Consider the following 18,280-nt stretch of genomic DNA (forward strand, 5'->3'; position numbering starts at 1 on the left):
TGTCACCGGCTAGTGAATTCCGAAATTACGGCGAGGAACGCATCGCCGTAGCGTTCAAGCTTCGATTGTCCGACACCGGAAATCTCAAGCAGCGCCTTGCGGCTGTCCGGCCGCTCGGTCGCAAAGGCAATCAGCGTCGTATCCGGGAAGACGACATAGGGCGGCACGCCCAATTCCTTGGCGATCCGGGTGCGCTCGGCGCGCAGCGCATCGAAGAGGAGCTGGTTCTCGCCGGCAAGACCATGCGCCTGCTTCTCCGGTCGCCCCGCCTTCTTGCCGCGGCGGCCCGGCTCGGGCCGATCCTTGCGGAAGAACACCTGCCGCTCGCGCTTGAAAACCGCCCTCGCCTGCTCCTCGAGCTTCATGGCGCCGAAGGCCGTGTGATCGATGCTGATGAAGCCGTTTGCCAATAATTGTCGGAAGATCGATTGCCAGGTGCGGGAAGGAATATCCTTTCCAGCGCCGAAAACCGGCATGTCGACATGGCCGAAGCGCTCGGTCTTCTCGTTGACCGTGCCGATGAGCACATCGATGACGTGGCCGGTGCCGAAACGTTCGCCGGTACGATAGACCGCAGCGAGCGCCTTGATCGCCGCTTCCGTGCCGTCCCAGGTCTCGACAGGCTTCAGGCACGTATCGCAATTGCCGCAACCGCCGCCATGCGCCTCGCCGAAATGCGCGAGGATCGACTGTCGCCGGCATCCTGCCGTTTCGCAGATCGCGAGCAGCGCATTGAGCTTTGCCCGTTCCACCCGCTTGATTTCCTCGGACGCGCCGCCCTCGTCGATCATCCGACGCCGCTGGATGACATCGGCCATGCCATAGGCCATCCAGACATTCGAAGAGAGGCCATCGCGCCCAGCACGACCCGTCTCCTGATAATAAGCCTCGACGGAACCCGGCAGATCGAGATGGGCGACATAGCGCACATTCGGCTTGTCGATGCCCATGCCGAAGGCGACCGTTGCCACCAGGCACAGGTCTTCCTCCTTCAGGAAGGCATCCTGATTGGCATCACGAAGCGCCCGATCCATGCCGGCATGGTAAGGGAGCGCGCGAACACCCTGTCCGTTCAGCCACTCGGCCGTATCCTCGACCTTGGCGCGCGACAGACAATAGACAATGCCGCTATCGCCGCGATGGCCGTCGAGAAAGCGCAGCAATTGCTGGCGCGGCTGATCGCGCTCGACAATCTCATAGGTGATGTTCGGGCGGTCGAAGCTGGTCGTGAAGACCTTGGCGTCGTCGAGAGCCAGCCGCTCGATGATGTCGTCGCGGGTATGCGGATCGGCCGTTGCCGTCAGCGCGATGCGCGGAACACCGGGAAAAAGCTCGGCAAGCTTGCCAAGATCCCGATATTCCGGCCTGAAATCATGGCCCCATTGAGAGACGCAATGCGCCTCGTCGATCGCGAAAAGCGCGATCTTGGCCCTGCCGAGCATCTGGCAGAAGCCTTCCGTCGCGATGCGTTCCGGCGTCACATAGAGCAGATCGAGCTTGCCCGCGGAAATGGCGCGATAGACATCGCTCGCCTCTTCGCGCGACAGGGACGAATTCAGGGCCGCCGCCCGGATGCCGAGCTGCTTCATCGCCTCTACCTGATCCCGCATCAGGGCGATCAGCGGCGAGACGACGATGCCGATACCATCGCGGCAAAGCGCGGGGATCTGAAAACACAGCGACTTGCCGGCACCGGTCGGAAACAGCACGACGGCGTCGCCGCCGGAAACGACATGCTCCACCACCTGCTGCTGCTTGCCGCGAAAGGCCGAGTAGCCATAGACACGCTTCAATATATCGAGCGGCGCCGGCGCACCGGTGCGCTCGCCGAACAATGCGTCGTCTGCGGAAAATCGCGGCTCTTGTCTTTCAGGCTGAGGCATCTATTCCCTATTTTCCAGCGGCACCTTTGACACGACCGGACAGGACGCCGAAGCCATCGATGATCGCTTCCTGATTTTCCAGACGCAGCGCCTCGAGCTGCACTTCCTGCAGGGCGCGAATCAACGGCTCGATCGCTTCACCGTCGCCTTCTTCGGTCGCCTCTGCAATAGCGCCTTCCAGCTCGATCTTGTGCCAGCGCAATGCTTTCGAACGCTTATGGAGCGCAAGCGCCTGGCGATAGCCCTCGCGCGCATCCTCCATGGCGGCTTCTTCGGTTGCCGTCCACAGACGGGCATTGCGAATCTGCTGTTCCAAACCTTTCAGCAGGGCGCCGAAATCCTGTTCTTCCAATTGCTCGAGCAGTCGCTCACGGACGAGCTGAGGCCCGACCAGAGTTGCAGCCGCCCCGAGAACCGCGGACCAGAGCCGCTGAAGCTCGCGGCTGTCATAATCGATAGCAGCGATCTCGTCATATTCGTCCTGCAGTAGCGCCGGATGGTTGACGATGGTCAAGGCAAGCACGCTTTCGCGAAGGCTTGGAATATCCTGATGCCCCTTGATCATGGCCGAGCGCTGCAAACGATCGGATGCCGTCGTTGCCACCGCGGCCCCAGCGCGAGCCTGTCCGCCACGTCCTGCGAAGTTACGGCCATTGCCGTCACGGGAAAAACCACGCCCCGGCTGGCCACCTCGCTGGAACTGCGGCTGGAACAGCCCGTTCAGCCGCTCGCGCATATTCTGCTGATAATGGCGGCGCACATCTTCATCGCCGATGACCGAAACAATGCGTCGCAACCGCGCTTCCAGCTCCGCTCGCGCCTCCGGCGTCTCGAAAGCGCCGCTGCCGGCCTCCCTCGTCCATATCAGGTCGGCCAGCGGCTTTGCCTGCGCCAGCACCTTGTCGAACGGCGCACGTCCGTCTTGCCGCACGAGATCGTCTGGATCCTTGCCATCGGGCAACAGAGCAAAGCGCACGGTCCGGTTCGGCTTGATATGCGGCAACGCCAGATCGGCGGCGCGATTGGCGGCGCGGATACCGGCGCCATCGCCGTCGAAGCAGAGCACCGGCTCCGGCGTCATCTTCCAGAGGAGATCGAGCTGGCTCTCCGTCAGCGCCGTGCCGAGCGGCGCAACCGCATTCTCGACGCCAGCCTGATGCAGCGCGATGACATCCATATAGCCTTCGACCGCAATGATGGTGCCGGCACCATCGGCACCTTGGGATGCACGACGCGCGCGCGTGAAATTGTAGAGTACATTGCCCTTGTGAAAGAGCTCGGTCTCGTTGGAGTTCAGATATTTCGCCGGCGCATCCGGCGACATGGCGCGGCCGCCGAAAGCGATCACCTTTTCCCTGGAAGAGAGAATCGGAAACATGATGCGGTCGCGGAAGCGATCGTAGGAAACCGGCACGTTCTCGTGCACGACGAGGCCGCAGGCTTCCATCTGCTCCTTCAGCACGCCCTTGCCGGCCAGATGCTCCTTCAGCGCATTGCGGCTATCCGGCGAATACCCCAAGCGGAAGGTTTCGATCGTGCGGCCGCTGAGCCCACGGTCGCGCAGATAGGCCCGCGCTTTCGCGCCATTGGCGGTCTGCAGCTGATCCTGAAAGAACTGAGTCGCCATCTCCATGACATCGAGCAGCGACGTGCGCTCCTTCTCGCGCTTCGCCTCCATCGGATCGGCAACGGGCATGGGAACGCCGGCCATATCGGCGATCTGCTGCACCGCTTCCGGAAAGCTCAATCCCTCGAGCTCGGTCAGGAAGCGGAAATGATCACCAGTCACGCCACAGCCAAAGCAATGATAGCGCCCCTTGCGATCCTCGCAGTGGAAGCTCGGCGATTTCTCGCCATGAAACGGGCAGCAGGCCCAGTAATCGCCGCGCGGCACATTCGTCTTGCGCCGATCCCAGGTCACACGACGGCCGATCACGTCCGAAATCAAAACGCGGTCGCGAATCTCGTCGAGAAACGTATTGGAAAATCGCATGGCTACCTCTGGCTCATCCCATATAAACAGGAATATCGGGCATTGCCACGACGACCCGGCCGCCTCCCACGCTATTCACAGCCCTTTGTCGGCGATTGCATTTTCGTCCTTCGATCACAACTCCGTGAACGCGGCGACGCATTTATTCGCATTCCTGTCGAAATCCCAGGCTGCGTTTGACAGGTCCGAAGCGCCCCAAAATTCCTTCAGCATGACCGGAACTGGCGTAGCTGCGCCCAGGGGAGTAACTATTTCGTACGCAAAAATCTGCGAAAAAGCAAAGGCTTGCACAGCCTATAGTCGGCAAACACGAACAAGAAAGACGTCACAGACAATCAATGGCTGCAAAGCAATCGCGTCGAGGCGACACTCTCTGAAGGCGCATTTGCGGCAAGGTTCGTAAGCCAAACATTATTTTTTTGTAATTTGATTGTTGGTGTGCGCCGCAATAGCGTTCTTCTCACAGGGCGAGACAAGCCGGCGAAGAAACTTCTTTGCGACGCGACATGCCGAGACGCCCTGACGAACCGGAAGCCACCAGGTACGGGCTTTCAGTTTAGGAGAGGGAAATGCGCATCCTTATCGTACCCTTGGCAGCAGCAGCCATCTTCGCCACAGCTACCTATAGCTCGGCCATGATGACCGGCAGCGCCAGCGAAAAGAATGTGCTCTATGCCGGTGCGGGATATCAGCTGCCGGCGAATATGAAAGTTCCTGCCCTTACGGCAGGCGTAAAGGTTCAAATGTCCGAACTGCCGCCGCAGGCATTGGCTTTGCCCCAGCAGATCAGGATTTTCAGATAAGTTCAGCAGATACTCAGGTGGGGCACCATCCCTACCCCCGGCGCCGCCCCACCTGAGTGCCTTTGCAAAAGACGTTTGATTTTTGGGCCCCACCCTGCGTCATCAAACGTCAGCAAAGCGCAAGAAGGCAGGAGCTCCCCCAGCTCCTGCCTTCTCTAATTTTGGGCCAGCTCAATTTCGCGACAACACGAGTAGTCAACATATGCTGCGGAACATCTTTGGTTCGTCGCCGCGAGTATCTTGACGCAACGATATCGATCGATATCTTTTATTATCTACGTATATGCGATCTTAGTAATTATCTCGTCAGACAATTTGAAACTTTGTTCAGTTGATCGGAGACGGTTGCATGTCTTTATGCGCGAAGGAACTTGCTCAGGACCCGAAATTTTTCACGGAAATCCTCGGTTATACACGAGAGATTATATCCACTTATGATGAGAATCAGCGCGTATGCTCTGTCTTTGCTTCACAGCAACGCTGGCTGATGGCGCTCGCCGGCTTTGCCCTATATTGCGGCGGCATCGACGGAGAACCGCCCGGAATTCACGCCAATCGCTTCGCCAACTATATCGTCGAACACGAAATCGCCAGCCACAACACCGCGCTCAGCTTCATTCAGGAGATGCTGGCTCTCGGTTTCCTGCACTACCTGCCCGTCACGAGCGATCGGCGCGCACGGCCAATGCAGCCCACGGAAGAGGCCGCAAGGCAGCTCGCGAAATGGCTTAGCATCCACCTTTCCGTGCTGGACCGTTTGGATGGCGGCAAGCGCAATACGCTGTTTGCCAAGCAACCGGAGCTCATCGGCGTGCTGCAGCCGGCGATTTCCGCGGGTATCATCGAAAGCGACGACCTGCGCCATCCGGGCGAGACATTCGATCTGTTTACCTGGGCGAATTCCGGCGGCGTGATCATGGATTATCTGATCTCTCGCGTAGGGGCGATCAATCCTGCTACTCAGAAAGCGATCGTCGGACACATCGCTTTCACGGACATCTGCAATCGCTTCCTCATCTCCAGGACGAATGCAAAACGGCTCATGAACAAGGCCATAAAGATGCAGAGCGTCGGCTGGACGGGATCCTCAGGGCGCAGCCAGCTCTGGCTGTCCACCGGCTTCATCCAGCAATATCGGAACTATCAGGCCGAGAAATTCGCCATCATAGACGCGGCCTGGCAAACGACCCTCGGCCTGCGGCGAGCGCGCATGCCGAGGGCAAAGTTCGCCTTTACTTCAGCAGTTCCTTCAAGATAGCCGAAGCCTTGGCAAAATCCATCTGTCCGGCATAGCGCTCACGCAGGGCGGCCACGCACTTGCCCATATCCTTCAGGCCCTGTGCGCCGAGCTCCGCGACGATGGCGACGCAGATCTCGCGCACCTTTTCTTCGGAAAGCTGCTCGGGCATGAAGCCCTGGATGACGGCAATCTCTTCGCGCTCCTTGTCGGCCAGCTCCGGACGACCGCCTTCGATGTAAATCTTCACCGATTCCTCGCGCTGCTTGATCATCTTGGCGAGCAGCTGCAGAATTTCATCTTCGCTCGCCTGTTCCTTGCCGAGACCGCGATTGGCGATGTCCTTGTCCTTGATAGCAGCAAGAATCAGACGGACGGTCGAAAGCCTCGCCGTATCCCTTGCCTTCATCGCGTCCTTCTGGGCATTGGAAAGGGTCTCGCGGATCATGTCTCTAAACTCCTTGAAGCAGGCCGGCGACGATCGCCCCGGCCACCGATGTCATGTTGCTGTCTTCTAGACCAACAGTGTCGATCAATGCAATTGCGGCCGAAAGCCCGAATTCCTTGATAGGAAAGCAAAAGCGCGCATTGACCGGCTCGCCTTGTTTAGCTATGTCCATCACCTGCACATTAGATCGATAGGAAGATCTCAAGCCGCGACCTGGGTCGCCGGCTGTACCTTGCTACAAACATGGCGGAAGCCGACGGTCTGTTCAAGGCCGCGCTCGACGCCGGAAACGGGATGACTATGACCGCCACAGCCCCTTGGACCACCGAAAAGCCGACCGCTCTTCTCGTTCTTGCCGATGGCACCGTGATCGAAGGCAAGGGCATCGGCGCGACCGGCAAGGTCCAGGCCGAAGTCTGCTTCAACACGGCGCTGACGGGTTACGAGGAGATCCTGACCGATCCCTCCTATCTCGGCCAGATCGTCACCTTCACCTTCCCGCATATCGGCAATGTCGGCACCAACGACGAAGATATCGAAGATCTGACGCCCGCCGCCCGTCATGGCGCCGTCGGCGTCATCTTCAAGGCCGATATCACCGACCCTTCGAACTACCGCGCCGCCAAGCATCTCGACCAATGGCTGAAGGCGCGCGGCATCATCGGTCTTTGCGGCATCGACACGCGCGCACTGACCGCCTGGATCCGCGAAAACGGCATGCCGAACGGCGTGATCGCCCATGATGTCAACGGTGTCTTCGATATCGACCAGCTGAAGGCGGACGCCAAGGCCTGGAGCGGCCTCGAAGGTCTCGACCTTGCCAAGGTCGCCTCCTCCGGCCAGTCCTCGCAATGGTCGCAGACACCTTGGGTCTGGAACGAGGGTTATGGCGAGCTCGGCGCCGCCGACGCGAAGTACCACGTCGTCTGCCTCGACTACGGCGTCAAGCGCAACATTCTGCGCCTCTTCGCCGGCCTCGATTGCAAGGTCACCGTTCTGCCGGCAACCGCTTCGACCGACGAAGTTCTCGGCCTGAACCCGGACGGCATCTTCCTCTCCAACGGCCCCGGCGATCCGGCTGCAACCGGCGAATATGCCGTGCCCGTCATCAGGGATCTGCTGAAGTCGGAAATCCCGCTCTTCGGCATCTGCCTCGGCCATCAGATGCTTGGCCTCGCGCTCGGTGCCAAGACCGCAAAGATGCACCAGGGCCATCACGGCGCCAACCATCCGGTGAAGGACCATACGACGGGCAAGGTCGAGATCGTCTCGATGAACCACGGCTTCGCAGTCGACTCCAATTCGCTGCCGGAAGGTGTTGAGGAGACTCACGTTTCGCTCTTCGACGGCAGCAATTGCGGCCTGCGCGTAGCGGGCAAGCCGGTCTTCTCGGTTCAGCATCACCCGGAAGCCTCTCCCGGTCCGCAGGACAGCCACTACCTCTTCCGTCGCTTCATCAATCTGGTGCGCGAAAAGAAGGGCGAAGCGGCCCTAGCTGAGCGCGCCTGATAGCGTCGACCACCCGATCGTATGAGAAAAGCCCCGGATTGATGATCAATCCGGGGCTTTTCCTTTTGCGCGTCAACTTGGGAGGTCTCTCGTCACATCGGTTCATGCCTGTTGGAGCTTAGGCTTGCAGGCGACGCTGCTTGACCACTTCAAGCTCGCTCATCAGGATTTCCTCGAGGAACTCGAAGTCGGATTGCCCGAACTCGACGAGGCCGAATCTCAGCTTGTAGCCCCAATTCCTGTCCTGGGTGAAATCGAGCCAGCCCAGGAGAGGACGAAGCGGTTGTTCGGGCGCGTCCAGCCAGTCCACATCCTTGCGATAGGCCTTTCCGCAGCCCATCTCGGCAAGATATGGCTCACCTTCGCGGACAAAGCCGATAGCGGTGAAGCTTTGAAAGCCGTCCCTCTCGCCCATCTTGACGGAAGGAGAGTAGTAGACGATGCCGTCACCCGGCTTGATGCGCTTCAGGGGGGCTCGCTTGCCGTGGTTCACCTGCATGAAGCCATGCTGGCGCCCGATGCGCACGTGCTCGGCACTGGCCACTGCCAGCCAGTAGGACTTCTGTTCCGGCTCCGGCTGCCGGGACGAGGTGTTGGCGTGTGGCAGGAGGCGTATAGCTGCCCCCCGATTGATCTGATCTTCCCGCGGGAAAAGCGCGGCATCATTACGATTGCTTGCCTTGAATATCATGGTCGTCTCCCGTCTCTGGTATGAGACAGATATAGACGATCATGCTGTCAATTTTTGTCAGTAGTCTCGCAGCGCAAGGATGGCTGCCGCCATCAAGCGGCAGCCTTTTCCGTCCGCACCAGAATGTAGAACCGGGCGCAAAGCATGGCCGCTGCTGAAGCAAGGCCGAGCAGGAAGCCGAACCAGATGCCGATGCCGCCGAAACCGAGCGGAAACGCCAGCAACCAGGCCAGGAAGAAGCCGATCGGCCAATAGGCGATCAGCGCCATGATCATCGGCACGCGCGCGTCCTTCAAGCCGCGCAGCAGCCCGCTTGCGATCGACTGCAGCCCGTCGACAAGCTGGAAGAGGCCCGCGACGACGATCAGCGGTGCGGCAAAGGCAAGCACCTGCGGCGCATCGGCCGAGTGGATGTCAAGGAACCAGCCCGCCAGCCAGGATGGCACAGTCGCAAACAGGATGCTGCCGCAGAGCGCGATGCAGCTCGAGACGACGAGGACCACGATGGCCGCGCGCCTAAGGCTGAGATGATCGCCCTGCCCGTGGGCGACACCGACGCGTACGGTCGCCGCCTGACTGAGGCCGAGCGGGATCATGAAGGCGATGGATGCCCACTGCAGAGCGATACCGTGGGCGGCAAGTTCGATCGTACCGATCTGGCCCATCAACAGCGATGCGGCGGTGAACAGGCTGACCTCAGCCAGAACCGTCACACCGATCGGAAAGCCCAGTCGGATGACATCCCACAAAGCATGCCAGTCGGGCCGCCAGAACCGGACGAAGATCTCATAGCGACGCGTTTCCTCATGGGCCTGCACGTAACCAACGATAAAAAGGAAACCGGCCGTCTGCACGGCGACCGAGACAATGGCCGCACCATGCAGGCCCATCGCCGGCAGGCCGAAATGGCCGAGCACGAGGATGTAGGCCAGCACGGCATTCATGACGAGCATGGCTATGGTGACCTTGAGGATGATGCCGGCGCGGCCGATAGCGCTCACCAGCGCGCGGATCACGTTGTAAAGCAGACCCGGCAATACGGCGAAATGGCCGATATCGATATAGCCGCTCGCCAATTTCGCGACATCGGGCTTTTGTCCCGCCGCAAGCAGGATCTCCTCGGAATAGAAGAAGGCCGGCTGCGCCACCAGCCAATAGGCGGTGACGACCCACAGGCCCATGCGCAGTGCGCGGCGCACCGAGACGACATCGCCTTTGCCATAGGCCTGCGCCACTAGCGGCACGACCGCGATGGAGAAGCCCGAGCCGAAAATCAGGATCGTGAACAGAAACTGCGCGGAAAGCACCATCGCCGCCAGCTGCTCGGCGCCGAGCCGACCGACGATCATTACGTCCGTGGTGTTGATCCCGAGTTGCGCCAACTGCGCGCCAATCAGCGGAATGCCCAGCGCAAGCGTTGCGCGGACATGTGCCGACCACGAATTATCATTGTCATGCGCGAGCGGGCGCGCAGGTACCGGCATATCCATAGCGAAGACTCGATCTTTAGAATCGCGCGAGCCGCCCTACCCAAGGGTGCGCGAGCCCGCCGCATTAACGCAACTTAGCTTAAAAAGCCAGCAGACAAGCCCACGATGCTAAAGAATTCATCAGAACATCAAAATATCTGATGATTTTTTAGGCCGCCTCGCCAGCCTGCGATTGCGCAACCGCCTTCGGCTCCGTCTTGCGTACCTTCGTCACTAGCACGACAAGCCCGGCGACCACCAGGATTGCGCTCATGATGAAGGGCGCACCGGCGAAGACGACGGGTGCGGTCGGCGCGGTATAATACTGGAACAGATAGGGAAACAGAACCGGCCCGATGATAGCAGTGATACTCGTCAGACTACCGAGCGCTCCCTGCAATTCACCCTGCGCGGAAGGCGGAACCTTGCTGGCTGCAATGGAACGAAGCGGCGCATCCGCGACGTTTTCGATGACAGTCAGGACCACCACCACATAGACCATCCATCCTTGCCATGCGAACGCATAGCCCATCAGGCCGAGGCAAGAGAATATCAGCCCGAGCATCGCCGTCTTCCATTCACCAAGCACGGGCACGAGCCGCGGCAGAACAAGGCCCATCACAATGGCAGCGCCGATGCCATAGACGCCGAGGGAGAAGCCGATCTGTCCCTCGCTCCAGTCATAGCGATAGGAGGTGACGAAAGCCCAGACCGCTGGATAGACGCCATGTGCCAGCCAATTCAGGAACATCACGACACAGACCCAGCCGATGCCCTGGTAGCGCCGCATCTGCCTCAACGCGCCGAACGGATTGGCCCGGCCGATCTCGAAGGGCCGGCGATGCTTGGCATCCAGCGTTTCCGGCAATAGGAAATAGGCGCCGACAAAATTCAGGAAGGCCAGAGCGGCCGCACCATAGAAGGGCACGCGCGGACCGAATTCGCCGAGGAAGCCGCCGATGACGGGGCCAAGCACGAAGCCGACGCCGAAAGCCATGCCGATCAGGCCGAAATTCTTCGCACGATTCTCGTCATTGCTGATATCGGCGATATAGGCCGAGCAGGTCGAAAAGCTTGCGCCGCTGATGCCGGCAAGGATACGACCGACGAACAGCATCCAGTAGGAGCCGGCAATCGCGCAGATAAAATTGTCGATCGCAAAGGTCAATACCGACGCGAGGAGAAGCGGACGGCGACCGAAGCGATCGCTCAAATTGCCGATCAATGGCGAAAACAGGAACTGCATGGCGGCATAGGCCAGCAGCAGCCAGCCGCCCTCGGTCGCCGCCGTGCTGACCGACGCACCCGTCAACTCTTCCAGGTATTTCGGCATCACCGGCATGATGATCGCGATGCCGATAACGTCGAGGAAGAGAATGAGGAAGACGAGGAACAGGCCTCGACGGGCGAATTTCTGATCGATCATGGAGATGCCTTCTGGCGGCTCCGCCTCCATGAAAGAGACAGAACGTGAACGAAAAACTGGAGCGTTCCCCATACATAAAGATTTTGGCGGAAACAATCCGTGAACGCTTCAATCTTATTGATTTGTTGACCGCTTTTTTTTGATCCTTGGCAGAAAAGCGACTATGTGTCGCGACCCCGTCGTTGCTCGCGATTCAGGAAGTCGACGAAGGCCCTGAGCGGCGTCGGCATATGCCGTCTGCTAGCATAATAGAGAAACGGGCCGGAAAAGGCCGTGTCCCATTCCTCGAGGATCGGCACCAGTTCTCCGCTGGCAATTTGCGGCGCAAGGAATTCCTTGAATGTTCTGATGATGCCCAGTCCCGCCGCCGCCGCGCTGCGCTCGATATCGATCGAATTGGTTGCGACAACCATCGACGGGGCAATGAAGATCGTTTCGCCATTCCTCTCGAACTCCCAGGGAGCCACCGAGCGACTCAGGAATCGATGACGGATGCAGCGATGCTCGAGTATGTCGCGCGGATGCTTGGGGGTCCCGTTGGCAGCTAGATAGCTCGGGGCAGCGGCAGTAACATAATATTGTTGCCGCGGCCCGATCGGCACAGCGATCATGTCCTTTTCCAGCCGTTCGTCATAGCGGATGCCAGCATCATAGCCGGCCGCCACGACATCGATGAAACTGTCCTCGGCAACGATTTCGACTGAAATCGCCGGATATTCGTTGAGAAAGCGGCTTATGATGTCGGGCATGACCACCATGGCCGCGACGGTCGGCACATTCAGCCGCAACGTTCCGCCAACGCTATCGCGGAAGCTGTTGATATCGTCGAGAGCGCCCGCAATCTCGCTCATGGCCGGCGTCAGACGCTCCATCAGCCGCTCCCCCGCCTCCGTCGGCGTCACGCTCCTGGTCGTGCGATTGAGCAGGCGAACCGCCAGCCGTTCCTCCAGCCGGCGCACCGCTTCGCTCAACGATGAGGCCGAAACGCTCCGCTTGCGCGCCGCTTCGCGAAAGCTGCGCTCGCGGGCGACGGCGGTGAAGGCAACCAGATCGGCCAGCGGCAAGTCGTCCATTGTGCAAAATTCCAAACAACCTGTTTCAATTTATCCGGATTATCGCACAGAGAGCGATGGAGTAAACCTGTAAGATAGAGGCCTCTGGAGATGAGAGCGCGCCTCCGACCAAGGAGAACGACGATGGAAAAGCATCAATTGGGAAAAACCGGGCCGCAGGTATCGGCGCTCGGCCTCGGCTGCATGGGCATGTCGGGCATGTATGGCCCATCCGATCGCGCCGAGAGCATCGCCACTATCCATGCCGCGCTCGATGCCGGCATCAACCTGCTCGATACCGGCGATTTCTATGGCATGGGTCACAATGAGATGCTGATCGGCGAAGCCATAAAGGAGCTGAAGCGGGACGATTTCCTGCTCAGCGTCAAGTTCGGTGCTCTGCGCGATCCCTCCGGCGCATGGCTCGGCTACGATGCCCGACCGGCGGCGATCCGGAATTTCGTCGCCTATTCGCTGCAGCGCCTCGGCGTCGACCATATCGACATCTACCGCCCTGCCCGCCTCGATCCCAATGTGCCGATCGAAGATCAGATCGGTGCGATTTCGGATCTCATCAAGGCAGGCTACATCAGGCATATAGGCCTGTCGGAAGTCGGAGCGGACACCATTCGCCGTGCTGCCGCGGTTCATCCGATCGTCGATCTGCAGATCGAATATTCACTGATCTCGCGCGGCATCGAAGACAAGATCCTGCCGACCTGCCGCGAACTCGGCATCGGCACAACGGCCTATGGCGTTCTTTCACGCGGCCTCATCAGCGGCCACTGGCAGAAAGACAATGTCCAGAAGGGCGATTTTCGTGCGATGAGCCCGCGTTTCCAGGCAGGAAACGTCGAAAAGAATCTGGAGCTCGTGGAAGCGTTACGTGAGATCGCCGAGGCAAAGGACGCCAGCGTCGCCCAGATCGCCATCGCCTGGGTCGCAGCCCAGGGCAAGGAGATCGTCCCGATCATCGGCGCCCGCCGTCGCGATCGCCTCACCGAAGCCCTGGGAGCGCTCTCGGTTGAATTGTCACAAGCCGATATGGCTGTGATCGAACGCGCGATCCCGAAAGACGCCGCAGCCGGCGGCCGCTATCCGGAAGCGCAGTTGACGCATCTCGACAGCGAGAAATGAGACAATAGAGGTTTGCCCGCTGACCGACATTACGGCAGCGGGCAAGCAATATCAGACCGGATTGTTCAGCGTATCGCAATCTGTAAGTTTGCCGGAATCGAAGCCCTGCTTGAACCACTTCATGCGTTGCGCCGAGGTGCCGTGGTTGAAGCTGTCGGGAACGACATAGCCCTGCGTGCGCTTCTGCAGCGTGTCGTCGCCGATCTGCTGTGCGGCATTGAGCGCCTCTTCGAGATCGCCGGTCTGCAGGATGCCCTTCTGCTGCGTGAACTTGCCCCATATGCCGGCGAAGCAATCGGCCTGGAGTTCGATGCGCACCGACATCTTGTTGGCATCCACCTCGCTCATGTTGCGGCGGGCCTGGTTGAACTTCGGCAGGATGCCAAGCTGGTCCTGAACATGGTGGCCGACCTCATGCGCGATCACATAGGCTTGCGCGAAATCGCCGGATGCGCCGAACTGGTCCTTCATCTGCTGGAAGAAGGCCATGTCGAGATAGATCTTCTGATCGCTCGGGCAATAGAAGGGACCTGTCGCCGCCGAAGCCTGACCGCAAGCCGAAGGGAAGCTGCCGGAAAACAGCACCAGTTTCGGATCCGTATAGGTCTGACCCATCGATTTGAAGATGCCGGTCCAGGTGTCTTCCGTATCGGCAAGGACCGTCGCGACGAACTGCTTCATCTCGTCATTGGCCGGTTGACCACTGCCACTGCCGGTGGAAGTGCTCTGCTGATATCCCGAGCCACCCCCCTCCAGCATGCCGGTCTGCTGCAGCAGGCCCATGACGTCGACGCCCATGGCTCTCAGGATCAGGAAGATCACGATGAGCACGATGATGGTGCGAAAGCTCAAACCGCCGCCGCCGATCCCTCCGCCCGGGAATCGAAAACCGCCGCCACCGCCGCCGCTCATGGGCGATGAGCCACGTTCGTCCTCGATATTGTCGGATTGCCGACGCCCCTTCCAATCCATAGCGCACCTCCTGGCGATGCCTAAAATCAAAGTCCCTTGAGGCATTTATATATCCAGGAAGTGTAACAAAGCCAGTTGGCTATCGACAGAACATTAGCTTAAACGCCGCCGCCGCCATATTTCTTTGGACATGGGCCATAAAAGCGCGATCGCTATACCTATCGCGACCAGAAGCGGCGCCGTTTCATCGCCATCGAAGGCCACCTTGTTCATGATCCGCCCCGGAAGGAAGGTAAAAGCTCCGGCGCCAACGATGCCACCGAAGTAAAGGCTTCTGACGATGCGCCTATGCGCTTCGATATCGTGTTTGCGTGCATTGGCGATCGCCCCCCAACAACCAAAAAGAACGAATATGGAGAGCAGGTGGATCGGGCTGAAGCCGTAGAACATATTGATCTGGTGAATGAAGAAGCTCGATAGCGCGGTCACCACCATCAGGACCAGCCATATCTTGCCGAGCAGGCGATGCCTCGGCGTCCCCTTGGGCCTGAGAAGGAGATAGGCTCCGAGCAATGCGGCCGGAACGACCGCCGCGACATGGATCTGGATCGCGATTGGGGCATCAAGAAGCGGCTCGAAGGTCATGATCTCTGTCCGATTGAGTTTATCGAGCCTTTCCGTGATAGTATTGTTCTCTCAACCGAAATTGCGCCAAAGAACGGGAAATCTTCGTGGATCACACCTTTCTGCAGTCCACGCTTCGTGAATTGCAGGTCATCCAGCGTTCACCACGCTTCTGGGCGACCTTCGTCACGATCATCCTGATCTTTGCCTTGACCGGACCATACGGCACCCTCGACCGGCTGATGCCAGGAGCAAGACTGGGCTATTGGCTCGCCCTTCATGCGATGGCGTGGTCCATCGCAATCGTGTTTTCCGTCGTCGCCGAAACCCTGCTACGGAGATATATGGCAAGCATGTTCGCGCGGATGATGATCGGCTCCGTCGTCGCCGCATTGCCGATCGGCTTCGGCATTACGCTTGTCGATTTCGCATTCTTCGGCACCTTGCCCACGGTGAGCGGCAGTCTGCGTCAGTCGCTGGGCTCCATACCGCTTTGCGCCCTCTTCTGCATACTCACCTATCTGACCATGCATCGACAGATCGCGATGGCAACTGCGGAAACGGATCTCACGGAACCGACGACAATATCCATGCCTGAGATCCGGCCCCGGGCACCGCAGCCGCCGATTCTCGCGCGTTTGAAGCCGGAAAACCGCGGAGCGCTGATAAGACTCACCGTTCGCGACCATTACACCGAGGTCGTCACAACACGCGGCCGCGAGCTTGTCCTGCTGCGCTTCGGCGACGCCCTGATGGAAATCGGCAATATAGAAGGCATCCGACTGCACCGATCGCACTGGGTCGCGACCGATCAAGTCGTCAGCCTGAAACGCGACAATGGCAAGCTTTTCGTCGTCGCGCGCGACGGAATGGAGATGCCCGTCAGCCGCTCTTATGCCGAAGGTGTCCGGCGTCGTTTCGGTTGATGGCCGCCGGATTGCCGAATCCTTTCAATCCACAAGGCCGCTTCTGCAGAGGCGGGCTCGGAGACAAAGGTGGCGCCCTCCAAATGCATAGAGTCATCGCAACTTATGAAAGCTGGAAAGATATTCTTTACGGTCACAACCATTGATCTAAAAAAATCGATCGAACTCGCGCGTGCATTCTTTAAATGCAGGCGATTCGCACCTAACTCAGATTTCGCGCCGATATTCTTTACGTTGTATCTCTTACATATGTGGACAACCGCGACGCCGTCTCAGCGTGGCTTGCGGCTGATCGACCTATGCGGGCGATCCTGAACGATGTGGGTGCCTGAACGCGCACTGCGCAGGGGGTTTTATGAAGCGATCGATGAGTGTGTCTTTGCTGCTCATGGGAACAGCAGCATTGACGGGCTGTGGCGAGAAGGAAGATACGGTTCAGATTTACAAAGACGTCAACGCGTGCATCGCGGGCAAAGTCTTTTCCGTCGATGAATGTCGATCTGACTTTGCCTCTGCCGAAGCGGAACGCCAGCAGAATGCGCCTGCCTATGAAACAGCTGCAAACTGCGAAAAGGACTATGGCGTCAGTAATTGCCAGCCAACGACCAGCACACATCAGTCCGGCACTGGTCACTTCATTCCCCTGCTGGCCGGCTATCTCGTCGGCAGCGCCGCCAGATCGTTTGATACCAAGGCGCTATACCAGCCGCTTGGGAGCACCGACTTTCGAACGGCGACCGGGCGAAGCCTTGCCAATGGCATGCTGCTTGGAAAAACGAAATATGCGGAAAGAAAGGACGACAACACACAATCGTCTTCTTCCAGCGGCGGCGGTGGCAGCGGCCCTTGGGGAAAATCCTCCGAACGTGCCAGCCGTTCGAGCGGCGCAGTAGAACGCGGTGGTTGGGGCTTTCGCGGCTTCCATCTTTCGGGCTGACGGGTGAATGAATGAAACGCGTTGTGATGAACGAACGGCCGGATTGGAAGGCCGACGCCGAAGCCTGCGGCTTTGCGATCCATTCCATGTACGGCGAACGCTATTGGGATGAGCGGCATGCCTATGCTTTCACCCTCGACGAAATCGAGACAAAACTCGAGGCGCCCTCGGCCGAGTTGCTGGAAATGTCCTATGCTGCGGCGGAAAGGATCGCCTCAGACGAAGAGTTGATGCGCCGCATGGCGATTCCGTCAGCCTATCACGACGCAATATTACGATCCTGGCGCAATCGTGAACATGATCTCTACGGTCGCTTCGACCTTTCGTATAGCGGAAGCGGTCCGGCGAAGCTTCTCGAATTCAATGCCGATACACCGACTAGTCTATTCGAAAGCGCTGTTTTCCAATGGCGCTGGTTGGAAGATATGAAGCGGCGCGGCGAACTCCCAATTTCGGCAGACCAGTTCAATTCAGTACATGAACGCCTGATCGATGCGATACGTATTCTTGCTGCACCTTCGGGGCGCATGCACTTCGCCGGCATGCTGGAATCCGAAGAAGACCTTGTGACATTGAACTATCTCGTCGATTGCGCCGCTCAGGCGGGCTGCAAAACGAAGCTTATCGCCATGCCCGATATCGGCGTCGACGAGCAGCATCAGCTGATCGACCTTCAGGACGAGCCTATCGACTGCCTGTTCAAGCTTTATCCCCTCGAAGATATGGTGCGCGAACCTTTCGGCCGCCATCTGCCGCTCACCCCGACGCGCGTCATTGAGCCGCTGTGGAAGCTGACCTTGTCCAACAAGGGACTGCTACCGGTTCTATGGGACATGTTCCCCGGTCATGAAAACCTTCTGCCCGCCTATTTCGAGGACGATGCGCAGATCGGCGATCTCGGCGAGCGGTATGTCCGCAAACCGTTGCTATCGCGCGAAGGCGCGAATGTAACGCTCGTCAATCACGAAGCCGGTGCCGGCATATATCAGGTCGAAGGACCGTACGGCGAAGAAGGATATATAAGGCAGGCGATGCACTTGCTCCCCCGTTTCGGCGACGATTGGACTGTCATCGGCTCCTGGGTCGTTGCCGGCCAGCCGGCGGGTATCGGCATTCGCGAGGATGACACCCCCATCACGCGTGATACTTCACGCTTCGTGCCTCATTATATTGAGGGCTAGCCGATAGAAGCGGCTGGCGCGGACTATCGCGCTGTCCGTGTGGCTCATCATT

Annotated in this window: 17 protein-coding genes; 7 read left to right on the plus strand and 10 right to left on the minus strand. The window is 59.1% G+C overall.

All coding sequences use genetic code 11. The features are described 5' to 3' along the window. Positions 1–2: 2 nt before the first annotated feature. Both recQ and dnaG read right to left on the minus strand, forming a co-directional pair. Positions 3–1,883, minus strand: a complete 1,881-nt coding sequence (recQ, locus tag ABOK31_RS10050) for a DNA helicase RecQ (RefSeq protein WP_349955931.1) — start codon at positions 1,881–1,883, stop codon at positions 3–5. A gap of 7 nt (positions 1,884–1,890) precedes the next feature. Further along, positions 1,891–3,876 (minus strand): DNA primase, encoded by a 1,986-nt coding sequence (gene dnaG / locus ABOK31_RS10055; RefSeq protein ID WP_174180157.1) that lies wholly within the window; start codon positions 3,874–3,876, stop codon positions 1,891–1,893. Positions 3,877–4,445: 569 nt separating this feature from the next. Here dnaG and ABOK31_RS10060 point away from each other — a divergent pair. Next, the gene (locus ABOK31_RS10060) at positions 4,446–4,679 is read left to right on the plus strand and encodes a hypothetical protein (protein WP_174180159.1); all 234 of its coding nucleotides are present in this window, start codon (positions 4,446–4,448) and stop codon (positions 4,677–4,679) included. A gap of 349 nt (positions 4,680–5,028) precedes the next feature. Then, the gene (locus ABOK31_RS10065; protein WP_349955932.1) at positions 5,029–5,937 is read left to right on the plus strand and encodes a hypothetical protein; all 909 of its coding nucleotides are present in this window, start codon (positions 5,029–5,031) and stop codon (positions 5,935–5,937) included. On the opposite strand, the gene ABOK31_RS10070 is transcribed toward ABOK31_RS10065, so the two are convergent. Both ABOK31_RS10070 and ABOK31_RS10075 read right to left on the minus strand, forming a co-directional pair. Beyond that, positions 5,912–6,364, minus strand: coding sequence for a GatB/YqeY domain-containing protein (locus ABOK31_RS10070; protein ID WP_174180163.1), 453 nt, complete (start codon positions 6,362–6,364; stop codon positions 5,912–5,914). The two genes, ABOK31_RS10065 and ABOK31_RS10070, sit on opposite strands and share 26 nt — an antisense overlap. Before the next feature lie 4 nt (positions 6,365–6,368). Then, a complete protein-coding gene (locus ABOK31_RS10075; protein ID WP_349955933.1) occupies positions 6,369–6,536 on the minus strand; it encodes a hypothetical protein in 168 nt (55 codons plus the stop codon). Positions 6,537–6,664: 128 nt separating this feature from the next. Between ABOK31_RS10075 and carA the strand changes: the two genes are divergently transcribed. Next, positions 6,665–7,873 (plus strand): glutamine-hydrolyzing carbamoyl-phosphate synthase small subunit, encoded by a 1,209-nt coding sequence (gene carA / locus ABOK31_RS10080; protein ID WP_174180740.1) that lies wholly within the window; start codon positions 6,665–6,667, stop codon positions 7,871–7,873. Between the two features lie 118 nt (positions 7,874–7,991). Here the strand turns inward: carA and ABOK31_RS10085 are convergent, their stop codons facing one another. The 4 genes from ABOK31_RS10085 to ABOK31_RS10100 all read right to left on the minus strand — a co-directional run bounded on the left by ABOK31_RS10085 (position 7,992) and on the right by ABOK31_RS10100 (position 12,532). Beyond that, positions 7,992–8,564: an EVE domain-containing protein gene (locus ABOK31_RS10085; protein ID WP_349955934.1), complete on the minus strand. Its 573-nt coding sequence runs from the start codon at positions 8,562–8,564 to the stop codon at positions 7,992–7,994. 92 nt (positions 8,565–8,656) lie between these two features. Continuing rightward, entirely contained in the window at positions 8,657–10,054 is a 1,398-nt protein-coding gene (locus ABOK31_RS10090; RefSeq protein WP_349955935.1) for an MATE family efflux transporter, read from the minus strand. Between the two features lie 148 nt (positions 10,055–10,202). After that, complete coding sequence (locus ABOK31_RS10095; protein WP_174180170.1) at positions 10,203–11,459, minus strand: TCR/Tet family MFS transporter; 1,257 nt, start codon at positions 11,457–11,459, stop codon at positions 10,203–10,205. A 161-nt stretch (positions 11,460–11,620) separates the two neighbouring features. Beyond that, on the minus strand, positions 11,621–12,532 hold the full coding sequence (locus tag ABOK31_RS10100) for a LysR family transcriptional regulator (RefSeq protein WP_349955936.1): 912 nt from the start codon (positions 12,530–12,532) through the stop codon (positions 11,621–11,623). Positions 12,533–12,655: 123 nt separating this feature from the next. Between ABOK31_RS10100 and ABOK31_RS10105 the strand changes: the two genes are divergently transcribed. Beyond that, positions 12,656–13,648 carry an aldo/keto reductase gene (locus tag ABOK31_RS10105; protein WP_174180173.1) on the plus strand — a complete coding sequence of 331 codons (993 nt, stop codon included), beginning with the start codon at positions 12,656–12,658 and terminating at the stop codon, positions 13,646–13,648. Between the two features lie 51 nt (positions 13,649–13,699). Here ABOK31_RS10105 and ABOK31_RS10110 read toward each other — a convergent pair whose 3' ends face one another. Beyond that, complete coding sequence (locus ABOK31_RS10110) at positions 13,700–14,620, minus strand: neutral zinc metallopeptidase (protein ID WP_174180175.1); 921 nt, start codon at positions 14,618–14,620, stop codon at positions 13,700–13,702. Between the two features lie 93 nt (positions 14,621–14,713). Beyond that, the gene (locus tag ABOK31_RS10115; RefSeq protein ID WP_174180177.1) at positions 14,714–15,205 is read right to left on the minus strand and encodes a DUF2306 domain-containing protein; all 492 of its coding nucleotides are present in this window, start codon (positions 15,203–15,205) and stop codon (positions 14,714–14,716) included. An 86-nt stretch (positions 15,206–15,291) separates the two neighbouring features. Between ABOK31_RS10115 and ABOK31_RS10120 the strand changes: the two genes are divergently transcribed. The 3 genes from ABOK31_RS10120 to ABOK31_RS10130 all read left to right on the plus strand — a co-directional run bounded on the left by ABOK31_RS10120 (position 15,292) and on the right by ABOK31_RS10130 (position 18,228). Beyond that, positions 15,292–16,110, plus strand: a complete 819-nt coding sequence (locus ABOK31_RS10120) for a LytTR family transcriptional regulator DNA-binding domain-containing protein (protein WP_174180179.1) — start codon at positions 15,292–15,294, stop codon at positions 16,108–16,110. Positions 16,111–16,465: 355 nt separating this feature from the next. Next, complete coding sequence (locus tag ABOK31_RS10125; protein ID WP_349955937.1) at positions 16,466–17,047, plus strand: DUF1190 domain-containing protein; 582 nt, start codon at positions 16,466–16,468, stop codon at positions 17,045–17,047. A gap of 11 nt (positions 17,048–17,058) precedes the next feature. Then, the gene (locus ABOK31_RS10130) at positions 17,059–18,228 is read left to right on the plus strand and encodes a glutathionylspermidine synthase family protein (RefSeq protein WP_174180183.1); all 1,170 of its coding nucleotides are present in this window, start codon (positions 17,059–17,061) and stop codon (positions 18,226–18,228) included. The last annotated feature ends 52 nt before the right edge of the window (positions 18,229–18,280 follow it).

The sequence above is a fragment of the Rhizobium sp. ZPR4 genome (genome assembly GCF_040215725.1).
In the GTDB taxonomy this organism is placed as follows: domain Bacteria; phylum Pseudomonadota; class Alphaproteobacteria; order Rhizobiales; family Rhizobiaceae; genus Rhizobium; species Rhizobium rhizogenes_D.

Excerpts from the sequence above, each read along its gene's own strand:
- dnaG (WP_174180157.1), bottom strand. The coding sequence starts at position 3,876 with ATGCGATTTTCCAATACGTTTCTCGACGAGATTCGCGACCGCGTTTTG.
- ABOK31_RS10115 (WP_174180177.1), bottom strand. The coding sequence starts at position 15,205 with ATGACCTTCGAGCCGCTTCTTGATGCCCCAATCGCGATCCAGATCCAT.
- ABOK31_RS10125 (WP_349955937.1), top strand. The coding sequence starts at position 16,466 with ATGAAGCGATCGATGAGTGTGTCTTTGCTGCTCATGGGAACAGCAGCA.
- ABOK31_RS10075 (WP_349955933.1), bottom strand. The coding sequence starts at position 6,536 with ATGGACATAGCTAAACAAGGCGAGCCGGTCAATGCGCGCTTTTGCTTT.
- ABOK31_RS10130 (WP_174180183.1), top strand. The coding sequence starts at position 17,059 with ATGAAACGCGTTGTGATGAACGAACGGCCGGATTGGAAGGCCGACGCC.
- ABOK31_RS10095 (WP_174180170.1), bottom strand. The coding sequence starts at position 11,459 with ATGATCGATCAGAAATTCGCCCGTCGAGGCCTGTTCCTCGTCTTCCTC.
- ABOK31_RS10070 (WP_174180163.1), bottom strand. The coding sequence starts at position 6,364 with ATGATCCGCGAGACCCTTTCCAATGCCCAGAAGGACGCGATGAAGGCA.
- ABOK31_RS10085 (WP_349955934.1), bottom strand. The coding sequence starts at position 8,564 with ATGATATTCAAGGCAAGCAATCGTAATGATGCCGCGCTTTTCCCGCGG.
- carA (WP_174180740.1), top strand. The coding sequence starts at position 6,665 with ATGACCGCCACAGCCCCTTGGACCACCGAAAAGCCGACCGCTCTTCTC.
- ABOK31_RS10090 (WP_349955935.1), bottom strand. The coding sequence starts at position 10,054 with ATGGATATGCCGGTACCTGCGCGCCCGCTCGCGCATGACAATGATAAT.
- ABOK31_RS10060 (WP_174180159.1), top strand. The coding sequence starts at position 4,446 with ATGCGCATCCTTATCGTACCCTTGGCAGCAGCAGCCATCTTCGCCACA.
- ABOK31_RS10100 (WP_349955936.1), bottom strand. The coding sequence starts at position 12,532 with ATGGACGACTTGCCGCTGGCCGATCTGGTTGCCTTCACCGCCGTCGCC.
- ABOK31_RS10065 (WP_349955932.1), top strand. The coding sequence starts at position 5,029 with ATGTCTTTATGCGCGAAGGAACTTGCTCAGGACCCGAAATTTTTCACG.
- ABOK31_RS10105 (WP_174180173.1), top strand. The coding sequence starts at position 12,656 with ATGGAAAAGCATCAATTGGGAAAAACCGGGCCGCAGGTATCGGCGCTC.
- recQ (WP_349955931.1), bottom strand. The coding sequence starts at position 1,883 with ATGCCTCAGCCTGAAAGACAAGAGCCGCGATTTTCCGCAGACGACGCA.
- ABOK31_RS10110 (WP_174180175.1), bottom strand. The coding sequence starts at position 14,620 with ATGGATTGGAAGGGGCGTCGGCAATCCGACAATATCGAGGACGAACGT.